Below are 17,346 nucleotides of genomic sequence, written 5' to 3'. Positions count from 1 at the left end.
CAAGCTGTGTTACGACCGCCGTCTAAGCCATCCAAAGGCCGGCGTAAGAAAGGGCGGCCAGGAAGGCCGAGAAAACATCCATTGAAGCTCAAGAGCGTCAAGATGGTACTAGAGTAACCGAATGATTCATCTACTAATTTTTGGTAACATGACTACACTTCACGTCCTGTTACCCTTTTAGCACATTGGCGGAAAATAGAAATGGTAAATTTTAATCCAATAAGNTGATANAACCAANATTAACAATTAATTGAATACCATGTCACTTTAGATGCAAGGCTAGTGGGTTTTTTGCTATTTTACGATAAAAGTTACTCAAAAACTGTATTTTTGCAGGAATCGGGACAACCGAGCAAGGCAGGACATCATGCTACTGCCCCCCCATACAACCTACACCCCTGCCTCCCTATACTCCGTTGGCGTCATGCCGGTGACCTTTTTAAAGACCTGGGTGAAGTAACGCGGGTCCTGATAACCTACCATCGGGGCGACTTGGTACACTTTGACTTGGCTGTTTTTCAGAATATACTTGGCCTTCTCGATTCGGCATTCCGTCAGATATTCAAGGAACGTGTAGCCGGTCACCTGCTTAAACAGCAGACAAAAATGGCTGATGCTCAGATCGGCGCGCTCGGCCACCTCCTCCATGCTGAGGTCCTTATGATAGTTGCTTAAAATGTACTCCTGTGTCTTGGCGATCACATTCTGCACATTGTCCTTGATCTGGCTATCACGGCTTTCGCTGATCCATCGGCCAAAGTTCGTCTTCAACAGCCCAATCATTTCACTTAATGTTCCGAGGGACTGCAGCTCCTGCAGCAAACCTTCCAGCGACCACTCCGACAGCAGATTCATCTGCTCATATTGCCGGAACATCACGACCGTTAGTTCGACCATCATCCGCTCGGCTGCTTCCTTCGAGAAGGCCTGCTGTTCAAGATATTGCTTCGTTTCATCTAGTGCGGACAACAGCCGCTCCCGATTCAGCGTCCGAACGCTGTCCAGGAGCACCGCTTCCAGATGCTTCGGATATTTCGCCTCCCGGTCGGCCCCAGGCTCCCGGCCCGGCTGATCAATGAACACGCCTGCCCGGTCACTGTAAAACCGCTGATATAACGCCCGAGTAGCGCTTTGATATGCCTCGCTCAACCGCTCCAGCCCCGCCGCCGTTTGGCTGAATCCAACGGAACAGGTCAGCTTGGTATAGAGCTGAATCTGGCGGATGGCATCGCTGCCCAGCTCCTCTTTCTGGCTGGTGAGCGCACTCGGGAACAGCAACACCCATTCCCCGCCGTGAAAAGGGAACATCGTCAGCGCCCCATGCGCCACCGACCATTCTCCCAAAATGTTGCGCACCGCAAACAACCACAGCCGCCGCTCCTCCGGCGACCACTGTTCATTCAGCTTGACGAAATGATCCAGTTGGATCACCGCCATGAAATAATCCTGTGTCAGCTCGCTGTTCTCCAGCCAGCGCATATGCTGCAGATGGCTTTGGCTCTGGTTGCCTTCGATAAACTCGGCAAACATCCGCTCCCTCGCCAACATCGACAGCACCTGCACCGAGTGCAGCAGCTTATCGTTCTCCGCCCGCTTCTCCAGCATTTTCTTCGCCCGCTTGAACATCTCGATCAGCTCGTCATGGTCAATCGGCTTCAGCAGATAATCAAACGCGCCTTCCCTGAGCGCCTCACGGGCGTATTCAAACTCCCCATAGCCGCTGACGAAAATAAACAGCCGATTCGCATTCTCCGCCAACACTTCCTTCATCAGCGTGATGCCATCCATCCCTGGCATGCGAATGTCGCTAATAACCATATGCGGGGACAGTTCGCGAATGAGCTCCAGCGCCGCTTCGCCTCCCCGCGCCTCTCCGACGATTTCCAGGCCCAGTTCCTCCCAAGGCACGGCGACTCGCAAGCTTCGCAATATCACCGGTTCATCGTCCACCAAAATGACCCGATACTTCTCCCCATGTGCTACCATCCTGCACCTCCATCCGTCTCACTCAGCAGCGAGCTTCTGCGCAGCTGCCAATATTGCTCTGACGTTTGTTGAATCTGTTCCAGCGCCTCCTCGGGCTTCACCCGTTTGCGGATCATTTCCTCCAATACCTTGAGGAACGTCTTGTTGACCTCGGGAGGAAGCACGTTATCGTAAGGGACAAAGCTTTGGTTGCTTTGCTCCATCATTTCTACTACTTGCGCAAACACGGGGCCCGTTTTTTCCGAGTCATACGTAATCTTCATGGAAGGAATACGTGATGCCTCATAAACGATACGCCGCTGCACCTCTTCGGTATATAGAGCCTTTAGCAGCTCCTGAGCCGCTTCCCATTTGGACTCCTCCAGATTGGAGGATAAGCCGATTCCGATCGTATACCCTCCGGCGATCGAGCGGTTGCCCCCCTCCGTCAGCGACGGGAACGGGATCACCCCGACTTGATTCTGAAAGCCTGCCGGTGCCCTCTCGTTATGGAACAGGTTGATGTCCCAGCTTCCGTTTAGATACATCGCCGCCTCACCGTTAGTGAACCGTTCAATCGCTTCCTCTGTTGACAGATCGTTGGCCGGCGGGTAGAAGGCATTCTCATCAATCCAGCTTTTCAGTTGCTTAAAAGCTTTCCAATAAGAAGGGTTCTGGAAGCTTAACGACTCGTCCCCCTGCACCAGCTCATTAATCAGCCCCGGCCCGGCATACCGGTCCATCAAATAATGGGCGAAGATCGCCGCCGGCCAGCGTTCCTCATTCCCCAGCGCAAACGGGGTGATCCCATGAGCGATCAGCACGTCAATGACCTTATTCAAATCCTCCAGCGTCTCTGGAGGCTCCAAGCCCAAGTCATCAAAGATCTCCTTATTATAAAACAGCGGCTCTGCATTCCCTTCAATCGGCAACCCATAAATATGATTGTCGAAGGTCCACAAATGCAAGTCCTGAAACTGCTCTTTCAGTCCATTTCCCTCTAGAAAATCCGTTAAGTCCATCAAGCGATTGGAGCGAACGTAGGGCTCGATTTCCGCTCCCCCAAACAACACGAACATGTCGGGCGGCGTCCCGGTGACCATTTCACTCTTCAGCTTCTGCTCACGGTGGACCGTCTGGTCCATACCTTCGAAGTTCACCTTGACATTAGGATGCGTCTCTTGGAATTGAGCCACCACGTCCTCGACGATGTTCAGCATCTGCCGATCATGCTCCTTAATCCAGAAGTGGCGGAAGGTTATCGTGACCTTCTCGGCCTGCTTCTCCTCAATCGGCTCGTGGCCAGCGCCTGCGATAATCAAGACGGAGATGGCCAGCACGACGGCGTAGACGGCAATCCAACCCCAATTCAAAAACCATTTTTTCAAGTTCACCGCCACCTTCCTCCGTCGTTATCGTTTCACCGCTGTCGAATCGTGGAGCAGCTTCGGAATGCGGATGCGAATGGTCGAGCCATGTCCGGGAGCAGAGCAGATCAGGATGCCGTAACGACTGCCAAAGCGGATGCGCAACCGCTCATGCACATTTCGAAGTCCAACCCCGGTTCCCCGGTAGTTTTTATTGCCTTCGTCCTTGCTCCACAAATTCATCAGCCGATCCAAGCTGAAGCCCGGCCCATTATCCGTCACATCGATCATAATATCCCGGTCGTCTTCCTTCGCTGTAATCGAGATCAGCCCTTTTTCCTTCATCGGCTCGATCGCATGGTACAGCGCGTTTTCCACGATTGGCTGGACGATCAGCTTCTGGGTCAAATAGTGTTTCAGCGACTCGGGGATTTCGATCTGATAGTCGAACTGCTCCTCAAAGCGAAACTTCTGGATATCCAGATAATGCCACACATGCTCCATTTCCATGGCCAGCGTAATCAGTTGTTGGTTTTCGCTAATGCTGATGCGCAGCAGCTTGCCGAGCGAGACCACCATTTTGCTGATCTCCTTGTTCCCCTGCAAAACCGCCAGCGAATTGATCGATTCCAGCGAGTTATAAATAAAATGAGGATTGATCTGAGCAACCAGCGCCTGAAGCTCGAACTCCTTCTTCCTTGCCTGCTCGGTCTCTACCTGTTCAATCAGCTCAGAGATTTGCGTGCTCATCCGATTAAAGCCATCGACGAGCAAATCCGTTTCGTCTTCGCTGCGCACGGAAGAGGTAATCGGCACAAAGATCCCCTGCTGCACCCGCTTCATCCCGTTAACCGCACCGATGATGCTGCGCACCAATCGACGGACGAAAAACCGGTCGAACAGAAAGGCCGAAATCAGCGACACCAGCACCAACACAATCGCGATGTTGCGGATCGAGTTCGATTCCGAAGCGATCAGCTTACTGGGCGTAATGGCCACAAGATACCAATCCTTGTTATGTGAAGGCAAGTAGGTGATCAGCGAGGGTTCGCCTTGATATTTGGCGGTATAGTATCCTTTCCCTTCCGGCTCCTCCTGGGTCAGGAACGGAAACTCCGTGCGCTCTCCGATATACGAGCCGGACTTGTCGAACACGATATTGCCCTGCTTGTTCACGAGCAAAATATCGCCCTGCTTTAACGTCACCGCATCCCAAAATACTTGGTCCAAAATATCCGGCTTCACATAAATCACTAACGCGCCAATATCCTCCAGGGAGTAGTAATCCTTAATCAAACGAGCTTGGATCAGAACCGGCTTCCCTGCGGCCGCTGAACCGTTCTCCCCCGGCCCTACCCAAACCGGGCGTCCTTCGGCCGCCTCAATCGCCCCGTACCAGCTTTGCTGCTTCAATTCCTGAAAGGACATTGCCTCATTAAATTGATACTGCAGCTTGTCCTTGGAATACAGGCCAAACGACGTAATCATCGGATGGTTGATCAAGTTGTTGATGTCTTGTTTTTGATCATAGGTCACCGTAAAATTCGGCTGCTTCACCAACTGCTGAATTAATGGCTGCGCGATCGCCGAGTTCGAGACGGTCGTCACCTCGTTTAACGCAAACTTCAGCTTGCGGTCGGTTTCCAGCAAGGAGACCCAATAGAAGTTATTCGATTTATTCTCCATCGCTCGTGAGAAGCTGTAGTACGAGATGGAGCCCATCAGAATGACGGGGATAAAGACGAGAAGAATAATAGCCAGCAAGATTTTTCGACGAAGCTTCATTTCGTTCCTCCTAGGTTTCTCCCACTCTATTATTCTTCATCCGCCAACCGATTCCCTTGCACCTTTCGACAAAGCGAAATTCGCAAGAGGGCAAGCCCCCTTGCGAATCAGTATGATCGTATTCTTCACAACTTATATTCAATCCGCGTTTCTGGCAGCGGCGATGGCTTTCTCCCATTCTTGTTGCGGATTCGCTTGATTCTCAATTACGTTCTGAAGTGCATGCTTGAACTGCAAATCCACTTTCTCAAACTGCGGACCACAATAGGCCGGTTTGACACGCTGTGCCGATCGAGCATAAGCCTCCGAGATCACCTGTCCTCCAAAAAATTCATCGTGATCCGCCAGAAAAGCCTCTTCATTATAAACCGACGGAATCGATGGCAGTTGACCGCTGGCTAGATACGCCTTCAACTGTTGCTCCTTGTTGGTTAACCAAGTGATAAACTCATAAGCTTCCTTCGGGTGCTTGCCTTCCTTCGGCAACGTCAGGAACGTCCCTCCCCAGCTGCCCGAGCCTTCGGGAATTTGCGCAATCCGCCACTGTCCGGCTGTCGACTTGGCGTTGCGGATCGTGTCCTCCATCCAGGTTGGGCCGAGAATGACGCCGACCTTCCCCTCGTGAATCGCTTGTTCCCATTCGGGAGAACCAAATGCCCAGCTGCCGATCCAGCCTTCCTGAATGCCTGTCACCGTAAAATTGTACGCTCTCTTCACCTGCGGATTCGAGTCCGCGATAAAGGAGCCGTCAACCTTATTAAAATACATCACGTCCGTCGATTGGTCCCGCAGGCCGTTATATACCAGCTCTGCCGAATCAGCAAACGGGATTCCAGTCTGCTTCGTAAACTGCTTCGCCACGGCAGCTAATTTATCCCATTTATTGATCGCGGCGCTAAATGTCTCGGGATCGCTTGGAAGTCCAGCCTGTTCCATTAAATCCGCACGGTAGTAAACCACCGTCGGACGGACCTCGGCCGGCAAGCCGATTTGAAAAGAACCGTCAGCCGTCGTCGCTTGCTTCCACGCCCAATAGAGATAATCCTGTGCGATGTTCTTCGCGCCCAAATCATATAGGTTATAGAATCGATCCGTCTGAACTATCAACCGCTGCATAGATTCCTGATTTAACATCAAAATATCCGGGGCGCCAGGTCCAGGGGATAAGGCTGCCTCTAAGCGGTCTTCCTTCTCGGTTGAGTCCGTTGCATTACTGAATCGGATGTGAATGTTCGAATGCTCCGCCATATATTCCTGGGCCAGCGCTTCATAAGGGGCATCTCCCAACGCCCAGAACGTCAGCTCAATCGGGGAACCTACACTGCCATCGGTCAAGCCCGAAGCGTTGCTCTCCTCATCATTTGCCGCATTAATTACGCTGTATGCACCTAGTAAAGAAATCATCATGGCGGCAACCGGCAGAACAGCCAACCATTTTCCTCTCTTCATTGCGGTTGATTCCTTTCCTGCATCCGAATTTATACCTTTAGTCTAGCGAATGTGGCGCAGATTTTTGAGGAGGCAATTTTGCGATTTCAGGTTGGAATTTTTCCGATCCGAGGCATAAAAAAGCCGATTCTCCACTTCAATCCGTGAAGAATCGGACTCTCTTTCCATATTATAGTAAACCGGCAACTTCCCCGTGTTCATCAAGGTGAATCCGCTCTGCAGCCGGATGTTTTGGCAACCCGGGCATGGTGACAATTTTCCCGGTATGGACAACAACAAAACCGGCCCCGGCCGATAAGGTAATATCCTTCACCTGTACGGTAAAGCCTTCCGGTGCGCCCAACAGATTCGCCTGATCGGAGAACGAATACGGCGTCTTCGCCATGCAGACCGGCAGCCGGCCGAAGCCCTGCCGCTCCAGTTCCTCGATCTGGGCGGCCGCTTTGGCGCTCAGCTTCATTCCCTCGCCGCGGTAAATTTCCCTAACCACCGTCTCGATTTTGGCCTTGAGGTCCAGATCATCGGGATAAAGCGGAGTATATTGTGCAGTTTCCTGCTCCAACATGTCCAGCAGAGCCGACGCCATCTCCCTGCCGCCTTCACTGCCTTTCGCCCAAACGTCCGATAGCTCGACTTTAACGCCTAACCTAGCGCATTCCTCTTTCACCAGCGCAATCTCATCTTCTGCATCACTAGTAAAATGATTAATCGCGACCATCACCGGCACCCCGAATTTGCGCAGGTTCTCCAGATGCCGCTTCATATTAGGCAATCCGGCTCGCAGCGCCTCCATATTAGGCTGATCCAGCTCGTTTTTTGACGCACCGCCATTGTATTTCAATGCCTTCACCGTCACGACCAAGACGGCGGCATCCGGCTGTAAGCCTGCCTGCCGACATTTGATATCGAAAAACTTCTCAGCGCCCAAATCAGCCCCAAAGCCCGCTTCCGTCACAACGATATCCGCCAGCTTCAACGCGGTCTTCGTACCAATTACGCTGCTGCAACCGTGGGCGATATTGGCAAACGGTCCGCCGTGCACGATCGCCGGAGTTCCCTCCGCCGTTTGCACCAGATTGGGCTTAATCGCATCTTTGAGCAGGACAGTCATCGCCTCCACAGCGCCGATCTGCGCTGCAGTAATCGGCTCGCCCGCCATGTTCCGGGCTACGACCATTCGGCTCAGGCGATCCTTGAGATCTTGAGCATCCTCGCTGAGGCATAACACCGCCATGACTTCGGAGGCCGTTGTGATCATAAAGCCGGATTCGTGCACGCTCCCGTTTCCTTCGCCCAGTCCTACGACAATCTGCCGCAGGCTGCGGTCATTCATGTCCATCGCCCGTTTCCACAAGATCCGGTTGGTGTCAATCTGCAGGGCGTTCCCTTGAAAAATATGATTGTCCAACATCGCCGCCAGCAGATTATGCGCGGCTGTAATGGCATGCAAGTCACCGGTGAAATGCAAGTTGATATCCTCCGAAGGGAGCAGCTGGGCCTTGTTGCTGCCGGTGGCCCCGCCCTTCATCCCAAAGCAAGGTCCAAGCGACGGCTCCCGCAGCGCTGCGATGGTGGTCCGTCCGATGGCATTGAGCGATTGGGCTAGTCCAATCGTCGTTAATGTTTTACCTTCTCCCGCCGGCGTTGGATTCATCGCGGTTACCAGCACTAGTTTTCCATCCGGTCGGTTGCGAGCCTCTTCTCGGATGCCAGGCTCTATTTTGCCTTTGTACCGTCCATACAATTCGATATGTTGTTCGGCAATTCCACACGATGCAGCTACTTCCAATATCGGCTTCATTCCACTCCGCTACCTCCATCTATCCGATTCTTTGTCTATCCCTTAAATCTTATAGAAAGAATTCATCCTTATTGTACATGAAATAGATGGAATTATGCGTGAAGAAATTCGTACGCCGCGGGGAGACATCGCTTCTGCTGGTCCTGAGGTCTAGATCTTTCATCTAGCAAACTCATAGTTCCAATCTTTATTAATAGATGGAAAATATATATCAAAAGTCACTGGCGATATATGACATTTTAGGTAAAGTAGATTATGTGTATTTTACCTCAATTTCCAATTTCTGAGGTAAGTATACAATCTTCTTGAAAGGAGGGGACCTTCGAAGTTCTAAACCTTGTAGCTATAGCAGAAGAAAGGAGGAGGTTTATGACAACCAAATGGGTTCAGCGCTTTAGTTTGTTCTTCATTGCGTTTCTTTTGTCCATCTCCGTGAATATTTCGGCTTCGGCTGCTGATTTCACTCAAGGAGCGGACGTCTCCGGCAACAACGTAACTTTATGGTTCAAATCATCGGTTAATACGACATGGGTGGATGTCCACTATAAGGTGAATTCCGGAGTACAGCAAAATGTAAGGATGAGCTTCAACGCGGGTGCTGCGCGATTCGAGCACACCATTCTTACGGCCGCCCAAGCCGAGATTGAGTACTTTTTCACTTACAATAACGGCGTGCCAGCCTACGACACCACAACATTCACTTATCGAAGCGGCCAACCCGATCCGGAACCTTCGACCAACTCCATTTATTCGATTCCAGCCTCTTCGATTCCCCAGCCTTCCGAGGGCGGCGTCAGCCTCAAGGTCATGAACGGCACGGGCGGGGCTTATACGGATGATCAAATTTACTGGGGAGTCATCGGCATCAATCCGGTAAACGGCAAATGGAGCTATTTGGATTTAGCCGGTAGGCTTCTTCCGATTTCTTCCGATTTAAACAACGCCCCGGGACACCTCACTAAAGACGGCATCAACTATGCCAACATCTATCACAAGATCAGTGATGCCAATTGGGTCAACCTTCCGAAGATCGAATCCGGCCGGTTGTTCCTTAGCGTTGGCAGTCCCTTGTACATGAAGACCTTTGACGACGGCTTTGCCGGTCCGGATCTGAACAATCCCACCGATCCGAATCTGAATATCATTTTTGACTTTGTCGAGTTCACTGTGGATAAGGACGGCTATCACGGAAATACGACTCGCGTCGATCAGTTTGGTTTTCCGATTCAACACCGGCTGGTGAATCTGGCGGGGAACTACGACCGTACCGTCGGCGAACTGGAATCAGAAACCCGTTCCGGATTGTTTGCCAAGTATGTCAACGAAGTCCCTTATGAATTCAAATCGCTGGGTACCTTGCAGGCTCCTTATCGTATCCTTAGTCCTATGAAAGGGCCGTTTCAGGAAGGAGGAGCTTACGAGAACTATTTTGCCGGCTATTCCAGCATCTCTACCCAAGACATTCTGCTGGGTGTTGGCGAAGCGAGCAATCCTGAAGTATGTGCTGCGTTGAACCGTCATGTCTACACGGAACCTGACAACTGGAATCGGGTTGATCAATACTATCAAGCTGCCCCCGCGAACTATTACGCGAAGTTCTGGCATGATCACAGCATCGATGGGCTTGCTTACGGCTTCTGCTACGACGACGTGAACGGACAAGCCGCCTATCTGGAGGTAGGAGATCCGAAAGGTCTCATCGTCAGAGTGGGCTGGTAACACGGATGTTCTGATGGATTGATCCTATGGAGAGAGGAAGGAAGTTGAATGCAAATGCTTCGTAAGAGATTCGCTTTTTTGGCGGTATTGGCCTTATTCATCACTTTATTTATTCCTCTTGCTGCAGATGTAAAAGCGTCTAACTTAGCCGCCGGCAGCACCTCTGTGGAAACGGATGCCGGTTCGCTTCAATTGGCTGGCACCTATCCGGCCTGGGATAGCTCGAAGGTCTATCTGGCTGGGGATATGGTCACCTACAACGGACAAACGTATCGAGCAAAATGGTGGACTCAAGGCGAAACTCCCGGCACTTCGGATGTCTGGGAATTCGTTTCGTCGTCCGACGGCTCCTATCCTGAATGGAACAGCGGTAAGGCTTATGTCGGAGGGGACATCGTCACTTACAATAATCAGCTGTATAAGGCAAAATGGTGGACCCAAGGCGAAGTCCCTGGGACTTCGGAGGTTTGGGAATTGTTGGGCAGCGCACCTAATCCAACGGACCCGACAGATCCAAGCGATCCTACCCCCTCGCCGGATCCTACCGACCCAACCGATCCAATTCCGAGCGGCTTTAAAGTCGTAGGATACTATCCGAGCTGGGAGCCTGGCAAAATCAACAACATCCAGTATCATAACCTGACGCATATTAACTATGCGTTTGCGATTCCGACCAGCGACGGCTCTCTTCTTCCACTGAGCAACCCGGATGCGGCCAGCCAAATTGTTCGGACGGCCCATGCCAACAACGTGAAGGCGCTGCTCGCCGTAGGCGGTTGGTCATATAATGACATTCCTTTGGAAAGCACCTTTATGGCCGCGACGAATACGCCGGAGAAGATCAAGAAGTTCGGTAACGCCATTATCGCGATGGCCAAGCAATACGGATTCGACGGCGTCGATATCGATTGGGAGCATCCGCGAAACGACGGCCCCAGCAAGCAGCAGTACGAGGATCTGATGGTCTACTTGAGCGCGGAGCTGAAGAAGCAAAATATGCTGTTGACCGCCGCAGTGCTTAGCGGGGTAACACCTGAAGGCGTCATTTATTGGGACTCGGCCGCCCAGACCGATAAAGTCATCGACGCCGTGGATTGGTTTAATGTCATGGCCTATGATGGCGGTGATGGGGAGCGGCATTCCTCCTACGAATTTGCCGTGATGAGCGCAAAGTATTGGAAGGAGACGCGGAAGATGCCAGCTCACAAGGTCGTATTGGGTGTTCCTTTCTACGGCAGACCTTCCTGGGCTTCCTATGCGGCGATTTTGCAAGCGAACCCTGACGCCTATAATACCGACATATCGATGATTAACGGCATGCAAGCTCACTATAACGGAATCCCAACCATTCAAAGAAAGACGCAATACGCTCTGGAGAACTTAGGTGGCATCATGATTTGGGAGATCAGTCAAGACACAACTGACACCAGCAAGAGCTTGCTGCAAGCCATTGGTAACACCGTCAGAGCCTACCATCCTTAAGCCTGACATGATCAAAAGAGCACTACCGTTCAGGCGGTGTGCTCTTTCCTTTTATTCCAGGTAGCGTTCTACTCTGTTCATCGCACCTTAATAGATCCACTGCACCCATAAAGGCAAAAGAATCAAGGTGAAGATCAGTGTAGGGGGAATGACGATCATCGTCACTTTCAAGTAATCATCCCATGTGATTTTGACGCGATGTTTTTTCAGAAGATGGAACCAGATCAACGAAGCGAGCGTCCCGATCGGCAATAACAATGCACCGATATCACTGCCAATGACACTAGCCAGATAAGAAATCCTTAGCGTCAGAGGATCCAGCGGCATTTCGGTAAGTGTCATCGTTCCGATCATTAGAGCAGGGTGATTATTGAAAAATATGGAAAGCGACGTCATCACTCCTCCCATCAGCAAGCTGGCATTCAGCATGCCGTCGTGGATTAGAGGATTTACTAGTGAAATGAGCAAATTCGTTAATCCAATGTTGTGCAATCCAAAAATGATGACATACATGCTGAAAGCGAAAACCAAAATATGCCACGGAACCTTGCGAAGCATATCCGATGGCGGGATCTTCAAGTTGTACCATCTCCACCCGAGCAATACAACAGAGCCAAGCACAGCAGCCAGCTCTACGGGAAAACCGTAGTAAGAGGCAACAAATAAACTGATGCGTACGATGAGCACGAATAGCAATATTTTTTGCATAAATTTCGTATCTTGTTTTAAGGGTTCACGATTTCGTACGGCCTCCTCCAGCTCCTCATCGGACTCGAGACTTAACCGCGGTGTTTTTAATGGATGTGACCTCAATCTGGGCGGCAGCTCTTTCGGCAATTGACGATAGAATACAAGAAACAGCAAACCTACCAGCACGATCAACCCTAAAAGTGCAGGGACAAACATCATCATCGTATGCATATATAAGTTCATCCCAACCATATTGAGAGCGATCAGGTTCACGATGTTGCTGACTCCGATCGGTGCGCTGGAGGCCGTTGCCACTAAAGCTCCGGATAAGAGATAAGGGATCTTCTGATGGTTTTTGAGCTTAAGCTCTCTTAACAAGAGGAGTAGTATTGGTGTTGTGATGAGAATGCTGCCATCATTATTAAAGAACAACGTCATTAAAAAACACATCAGGTTCACGTACCAAAACAAGCGGATCCCGGAGCCCCTGGATCGGTAAGCCAGTCCCTCGGCTGCCCAGTGAAAAAAACCGAAGCTTTCCAAGACCAGCGCCATAATAATCGTCGCCATGATCGTGATTGCCGCTCCGCTCACGGTTTCTCCGATATGAAGCAGATCAGAAAAGTTTACTGTCCCGCTGATTAAGACAATAATAGCTCCGATCGTGGAGGGTATCGCTTCATTGAGTCCCCTTGGGCGCCACAAGATTAGGATGGTGGTTAGAACAAATGCGAGAATCGTTAAGCCTGCAGCTGTAAGCTCTATCAAGTGACCCCCCCCATTCTCCAATTGTTTCTGCTCTAGCTGGCCGATTATTTACCGCTGACACGAACAAGGTAATCGTACTCGGCCTGCTGAACATCAACGACTGGAGCATGGGTAATCGTTTCTTCCTTAACCGAAGGTTTTAACAACATAAAGAGTCCCAACCCCGAAAGTATAATTAACACTAGGACGACCATTTTCTACTCCCCCCTTAAGGCAAATGGACAGATTTAATATGCTGAATATTCCATATCACCGATTCCCCGTCAGCTAAAACAAGGTGAAGCAAACCTCGATCAACGGATTGAACGATCCCGAATTTATCCGTTGCTTCTCCATGATCGAGAACAGCCAAACTCCCTTCCATCTTTTTAAGTTGTTGCTCAAACGTTCGGGCCAAGGTCAGACCGGTAGGCTTCACGTTTAATCTTTCATTTTCTAAAGAAAAGGGAGGTTTGTTGGCCGGATAAGGCATAATTAACTTCACATGATCCAATGGGACATACACGGTATGAAAAACCGTAGAATAGAATACAAGGTAATCGTTCATGACGCTGGTTAGATAACCGCTAAGCGTATGAACACCCGTCAGAAAAACTTCCATAAAGACGCCTCTGGCGTTAAATAACGTTTTCCGAAAAGAAATCGACTCTCCCGCTGCCCATTCCAGCGGGTTTTCGTACAAGGTTCCCTCATTATCTTTCTCAGGAGATGGAATAACCCGGAAGTGATGAATGTGCTTCGTTGGAATGTAGTAATAGCGTTCTTGTCTGAAGATGACGACGATATCATCTCCTGCATCAATTAAGAGCCCTGTGTCTAGTTGTGGTCTGCCGCTAATGGTGAGTTCGATATGTTGTCCGATGCGAGAAGTTAGCATAGGCATCGTATACCTCCTTTATCATGAGCATCGTGGTGAGGGAGAGAGGCAAGCCATTTGTGAGCTTGGCGCTTACGACTGGAATAAGCGGGTCCTTTCCCAAATTTTAAAGAAGGCGGCGCCCCAGGCACCGCCTCAATGACTGAAGGCTTTCGTTCCATTCTTAGAGAAAAGGATCCCATTTCTTCTTGGAGGATACCTTGGAGGATCCTCCTTGCCGTTTTTTGGCCGATTTTTTCACATTTTTGCTCGACTTTCTGGTCCCCCACTGGTAGCCGCCAGTACCTACACCCCAAGTGGAGAATCCGCCGGTTCTTCCTGGGTTTCTGCCGCCAGTTCCAGCGCCGCGCGTTCTGCCTTGCGTGCGGTTTCTGCCACCAGTTGCAGAGTCCCCTTCTCTGCCATGCGTGTGGTATCCATCATGAGAATGGTCTCCATGCGTGTGATCTCTGCCTTGCGTGCGACCTCTGCCCTGCGTGCCGCCTCTGCCTTGAGTGCCGCCTCTTCCCTGGGTGCGGTTTCTGCCGCCCGTCCCGGCACCGCCGGTTCTGCCGCGATCTCCCCTGCCGCCAGGTCCGCCTTCGGCAGAAGAGACCGTAGCATTTTTGCTGCCCGAGGTTCTACCTCCGGTTCTGCCGCCGGTTCTTCCTCCCGTTCTGTTGTTGTTGGATCTATTGCTGTTTCGGTTATTGCCGTTTCTGTTGTTGCTATTATTGCTGCTATTGCTGCTATTGTTGCTGCTACTGTTGCTGCTCGAGCGGTTGCGCAGAGTCACACTCTTGATATGATAGGTTTGAACCTGTACGAGTTCATTATTTACAATGAGGTATACACTATCGTTGCCATAATCCGAGATGACCCCTTCGATCTTCTCAGGACCTCCGCGGTTAATTTGCACTTTTTTGTGTTTCAGGGCACGAAGAACGCCATCGAAATTGTACGAACGAATAATGGATTGGCCAGTTCTCCCCATCGTTCCTTTGGTTTTCCCTTTCGTGCCCAAGTTTTGACTAAAGCTCTTCACATGAGCGTTTTTGATATAAACCGTGCCGTCCTTGGCCAGAATGACAAGGTAATCCGATCCGTAACCTACCAAAGTACCTTCAACCGAATCCGGACCACCGCGATTAATACGGACGTTGCTTCCTACTAAGTTGCCATAACCGTTTTGACTGATGGCCATAACCCATTTCCCCTTCCATAAATTGCTTAACATTCACAAACCGTATAACGAATTTGCTCGAGAGGGATCCTTACACTCCTCTCATTCACTTCCATCACAACTTCATCGGCAGTTATACGGGTAAGCCACCCTTTCTCGACTTGCGGCCCGCCAATATCTAGTAGGATCTGATGGTGCAGGAGGCTGGAGAGAAGTTCATTAAATCGAGGCGCCATGATCACTTCAACTTCTTGGCTGTAGTTCGTCGGGACTCTCTTCCATCTCGTTTCGGACAAGCTGTCAATATAAGCCGAATGGTAGTAGAGTATGCGACGATTTTTCGTTTGTACGGCCACATAATCATTCTGGATGCTTACTAATCTGCCAATGATGAAACCTGGTTGACCACGATTAATACAAACTTCCTTACCTATGAGATACATTAATTGACTCAGCGATTGGTAGCAGGCCACGTTCCTCCCCTCCTTTCATTTGCCCCCTAGCGGGAATTGTAGTACATCACATGTCGATGACTAACCTTTGTCCTAGTCTGATATCTATCATCTATAAATTTCCACTTCTGTAACTAAAGTAGAATTGCCTACAAGAATCAAAGAAAGAACCTTCCCTGTTGCCCTAGGTTAAAGCGGACCATCCGACAACCGCCTGCATATTCTAGGTATTAAAGTGAAATGCGGCAGGCTTCCGCAAGAAAGGTGATCAGGTTGAGGTTCCCCGTTCGTTCGCTTCAAATCGGCCGGTCAGACCAAGCAAAGCTAGAAAAAAGCGTATGGGATGACCAATACGCCAACGCATTACTAATGACGGATAACATTAAGGAGAACGTCAAAATCCGTTACCGGGGTGGACACACCCGTTATTACGACAAGAAATCCTACGTGCTTCGCATAGGTCACAGAAGCATCCATTACAACGTGGAGTGGGATGACCCTACCATGATGAGAAACGCACTCTCTTTTCGTTTTTTTGAGAAAATAGGGGTACCGAGTCCAAGAACGAGACATGTTTATCTGGTAATTAATGGAGTAAATCAGGGGCTGTATCTGGAGATTGAAGGGGTAGATCGGTCGTTTTTTACCAAAAGGAAAGTGAACACGAGCTCGCTGCTTTATGCGATCAATAACAACGCCAACTTTCGGCTGATTGGTGAGGGGGGAAAACGCAAGCGTAACCTGGCTTCTGGCTATGAGCTGGTGATAGGAACCTCTCAGGAGTTGGCACGAATCTCGCGGTTTGTGGAACGGATTCATACCCTCAAGGGGCGAAGGCTTCTAGCTTATATGAAGAAGCATTTAGATATTCCGGAGTATTTACGGTGGTTAGGCGGGGCGGTGTGCACCGGAAACTTTGACGGCTTTACTCAAAACTATGCCATCTTCCGCAAGAAGGGCAGCCTCAAATATCAAATGAGCCCTTGGGATTACGAGGGTACCTGGGGGAGAAACAGTTACGGGAAGCTCAGCGACATCGACAACGTCCGGATCAAAGGATACAACGGGCTGACCCAAAAGCTGCTCTCCTTCCCCTCGGTTCGGAGGCAATATCGCAAGACACTGAAGGAGATTCTGGAGCGACATTTTACGGTGAGTCAGCTGGCTCCAACGATTAACTCACTTCACTCCTCATTGATGCCTGCGCTTATGGCCGATTCCACGCGTAAGTACTCCACCGATGTCCTCCTGTCAGACCGTCAGGTCATTCTCGACTATATTGCGAAACGCCGAGAGTACTTACTTCGCGAGCTTGAGAAGTTGTGATGGGGTAAGATAGGAACGTTGGGATAGGTGGAGTTGGAGCGCTTTTCGGTACTCGCACGCTGTGCCCTCTACTCGCCGTTTTTATGCGATTGCACGATTCCTGTAAAAATAGCCCCCTAACACACCCGTCATGCACACGATTCCTGCAAAAATACAGTTATTTTGAGCTGGAATCGCTGTTTTTCCTGAAATAACTGCAAAAGCGGCTAGGCCCCCTAAATCCGGAGTCCTGACCTACAAGTTTTGTGTTATCGCAGTCCAGCTCATTTTCTTGTGTGTTTACATCGATTTATGGAACTTTGAGGTATCCTCTAGCATTTTGACCCATAACGAAAACTTCATGGGAGCCATATGCTTCAGGCTACCATGCATTCTTCGATAATTATAAAAGTCCATATATTGATCAAGTGCGATAAACGCTTCTTCAAACGTCATAAATTCTCGTCTGCTAAACAAGTCGCGTTCCAATATGCTATGAAATGATTCGATATAGGCATTCATAT

Annotated in this window: 13 protein-coding genes; 3 read left to right on the top strand and 10 right to left on the bottom strand. The window is 50.2% G+C overall.

Features of this window, described 5'->3' with window-relative positions; all coding sequences use genetic code 11:
* Nucleotides 1-390: 390 nt before the first annotated feature.
* From M891_RS0120780 to M891_RS0120760, 5 genes are all read right to left on the bottom strand, one after another.
* Nucleotides 391-1,986 carry a response regulator gene (locus M891_RS0120780; protein WP_028540128.1) on the bottom strand — a complete coding sequence of 532 codons (1,596 nt, stop codon included), beginning with the start codon at nucleotides 1,984-1,986 and terminating at the stop codon, nucleotides 391-393.
* Nucleotides 1,980-3,353 (bottom strand): ABC transporter substrate-binding protein, encoded by a 1,374-nt coding sequence (locus M891_RS0120775; protein WP_028540127.1) that lies wholly within the window; start codon nucleotides 3,351-3,353, stop codon nucleotides 1,980-1,982. The genes M891_RS0120780 and M891_RS0120775 overlap by 7 nt, the downstream gene beginning before the upstream one ends.
* A 24-nt stretch (nucleotides 3,354-3,377) precedes the next feature.
* Complete coding sequence (locus tag M891_RS0120770) at nucleotides 3,378-5,117, bottom strand: cache domain-containing sensor histidine kinase (RefSeq protein ID WP_028540126.1); 1,740 nt, start codon at nucleotides 5,115-5,117, stop codon at nucleotides 3,378-3,380.
* A gap of 138 nt (nucleotides 5,118-5,255) precedes the next feature.
* Complete coding sequence (locus M891_RS0120765) at nucleotides 5,256-6,566, bottom strand: ABC transporter substrate-binding protein (protein WP_028540125.1); 1,311 nt, start codon at nucleotides 6,564-6,566, stop codon at nucleotides 5,256-5,258.
* 169 nt (nucleotides 6,567-6,735) lie between these two features.
* Nucleotides 6,736-8,367: a formate--tetrahydrofolate ligase gene (locus M891_RS0120760; protein WP_028540124.1), complete on the bottom strand. Its 1,632-nt coding sequence runs from the start codon at nucleotides 8,365-8,367 to the stop codon at nucleotides 6,736-6,738.
* A gap of 369 nt (nucleotides 8,368-8,736) precedes the next feature.
* Between M891_RS0120760 and M891_RS0120755 the strand changes: the two genes are divergently transcribed.
* Together M891_RS0120755 and M891_RS0120750 are read left to right on the top strand one after the other, a co-directional pair.
* On the top strand, nucleotides 8,737-10,086 hold the full coding sequence (locus M891_RS0120755; RefSeq protein ID WP_028540123.1) for a glycoside hydrolase family 64 protein: 1,350 nt from the start codon (nucleotides 8,737-8,739) through the stop codon (nucleotides 10,084-10,086).
* Between the two features lie 54 nt (nucleotides 10,087-10,140).
* The gene (locus tag M891_RS0120750) at nucleotides 10,141-11,568 is read left to right on the top strand and encodes a glycosyl hydrolase family 18 protein (protein WP_269635651.1); all 1,428 of its coding nucleotides are present in this window, start codon (nucleotides 10,141-10,143) and stop codon (nucleotides 11,566-11,568) included.
* A gap of 87 nt (nucleotides 11,569-11,655) precedes the next feature.
* Here M891_RS0120750 and M891_RS0120745 read toward each other — a convergent pair whose 3' ends face one another.
* The 4 genes from M891_RS0120745 to M891_RS0120725 all read right to left on the bottom strand — a co-directional run bounded on the left by M891_RS0120745 (nucleotide 11,656) and on the right by M891_RS0120725 (nucleotide 15,538).
* Complete coding sequence (locus M891_RS0120745) at nucleotides 11,656-13,026, bottom strand: arsenic transporter (protein WP_016313501.1); 1,371 nt, start codon at nucleotides 13,024-13,026, stop codon at nucleotides 11,656-11,658.
* A gap of 208 nt (nucleotides 13,027-13,234) precedes the next feature.
* Nucleotides 13,235-13,909 (bottom strand): hypothetical protein, encoded by a 675-nt coding sequence (locus M891_RS0120735; protein WP_016313503.1) that lies wholly within the window; start codon nucleotides 13,907-13,909, stop codon nucleotides 13,235-13,237.
* A 157-nt stretch (nucleotides 13,910-14,066) separates the two neighbouring features.
* On the bottom strand, nucleotides 14,067-15,086 hold the full coding sequence (locus tag M891_RS25450; protein WP_157268854.1) for a hypothetical protein: 1,020 nt from the start codon (nucleotides 15,084-15,086) through the stop codon (nucleotides 14,067-14,069).
* Nucleotides 15,087-15,112: 26 nt separating this feature from the next.
* On the bottom strand, nucleotides 15,113-15,538 hold the full coding sequence (locus M891_RS0120725) for a hypothetical protein (protein WP_016313505.1): 426 nt from the start codon (nucleotides 15,536-15,538) through the stop codon (nucleotides 15,113-15,115).
* A 219-nt stretch (nucleotides 15,539-15,757) separates the two neighbouring features.
* Between M891_RS0120725 and M891_RS0120720 the strand changes: the two genes are divergently transcribed.
* The gene (locus M891_RS0120720; RefSeq protein WP_051417140.1) at nucleotides 15,758-16,843 is read left to right on the top strand and encodes a CotH kinase family protein; all 1,086 of its coding nucleotides are present in this window, start codon (nucleotides 15,758-15,760) and stop codon (nucleotides 16,841-16,843) included.
* 279 nt (nucleotides 16,844-17,122) lie between these two features.
* On the opposite strand, the gene M891_RS24295 is transcribed toward M891_RS0120720, so the two are convergent.
* Nucleotides 17,123-17,346 (bottom strand): IS3 family transposase (locus M891_RS24295; RefSeq protein ID WP_036701280.1); only part of this gene is annotated, 224 nt, incomplete at its 5' end.

Origin of the sequence: Paenibacillus sp. J14 (assembly GCF_000518465.1) — a bacterium.
In the GTDB taxonomy this organism is placed as follows: domain Bacteria; phylum Bacillota; class Bacilli; order Paenibacillales; family Paenibacillaceae; genus Fontibacillus; species Fontibacillus barengoltzii.
Note: the sequence above shows the minus strand (reverse complement) of the source record. Positions and strands in the feature narration are given on the sequence as shown.

Coding starts and splice junctions, on each gene's coding strand:
- M891_RS0120720 (WP_051417140.1), top strand. CDS start 15,758: ATGCGGCAGGCTTCCGCAAGAAAGGTGATCAGGTTGAGGTTCCCCGTT.
- M891_RS0120780 (WP_028540128.1), bottom strand. CDS start 1,986: ATGGTAGCACATGGGGAGAAGTATCGGGTCATTTTGGTGGACGATGAA.
- M891_RS0120770 (WP_028540126.1), bottom strand. CDS start 5,117: ATGAAGCTTCGTCGAAAAATCTTGCTGGCTATTATTCTTCTCGTCTTT.
- M891_RS0120760 (WP_028540124.1), bottom strand. CDS start 8,367: ATGAAGCCGATATTGGAAGTAGCTGCATCGTGTGGAATTGCCGAACAA.
- M891_RS0120755 (WP_028540123.1), top strand. CDS start 8,737: ATGACAACCAAATGGGTTCAGCGCTTTAGTTTGTTCTTCATTGCGTTT.
- M891_RS0120765 (WP_028540125.1), bottom strand. CDS start 6,566: ATGAAGAGAGGAAAATGGTTGGCTGTTCTGCCGGTTGCCGCCATGATG.
- M891_RS0120750 (WP_269635651.1), top strand. CDS start 10,141: ATGCTTCGTAAGAGATTCGCTTTTTTGGCGGTATTGGCCTTATTCATC.
- M891_RS25450 (WP_157268854.1), bottom strand. CDS start 15,086: ATGGCCATCAGTCAAAACGGTTATGGCAACTTAGTAGGAAGCAACGTC.
- M891_RS0120735 (WP_016313503.1), bottom strand. CDS start 13,909: ATGCCTATGCTAACTTCTCGCATCGGACAACATATCGAACTCACCATT.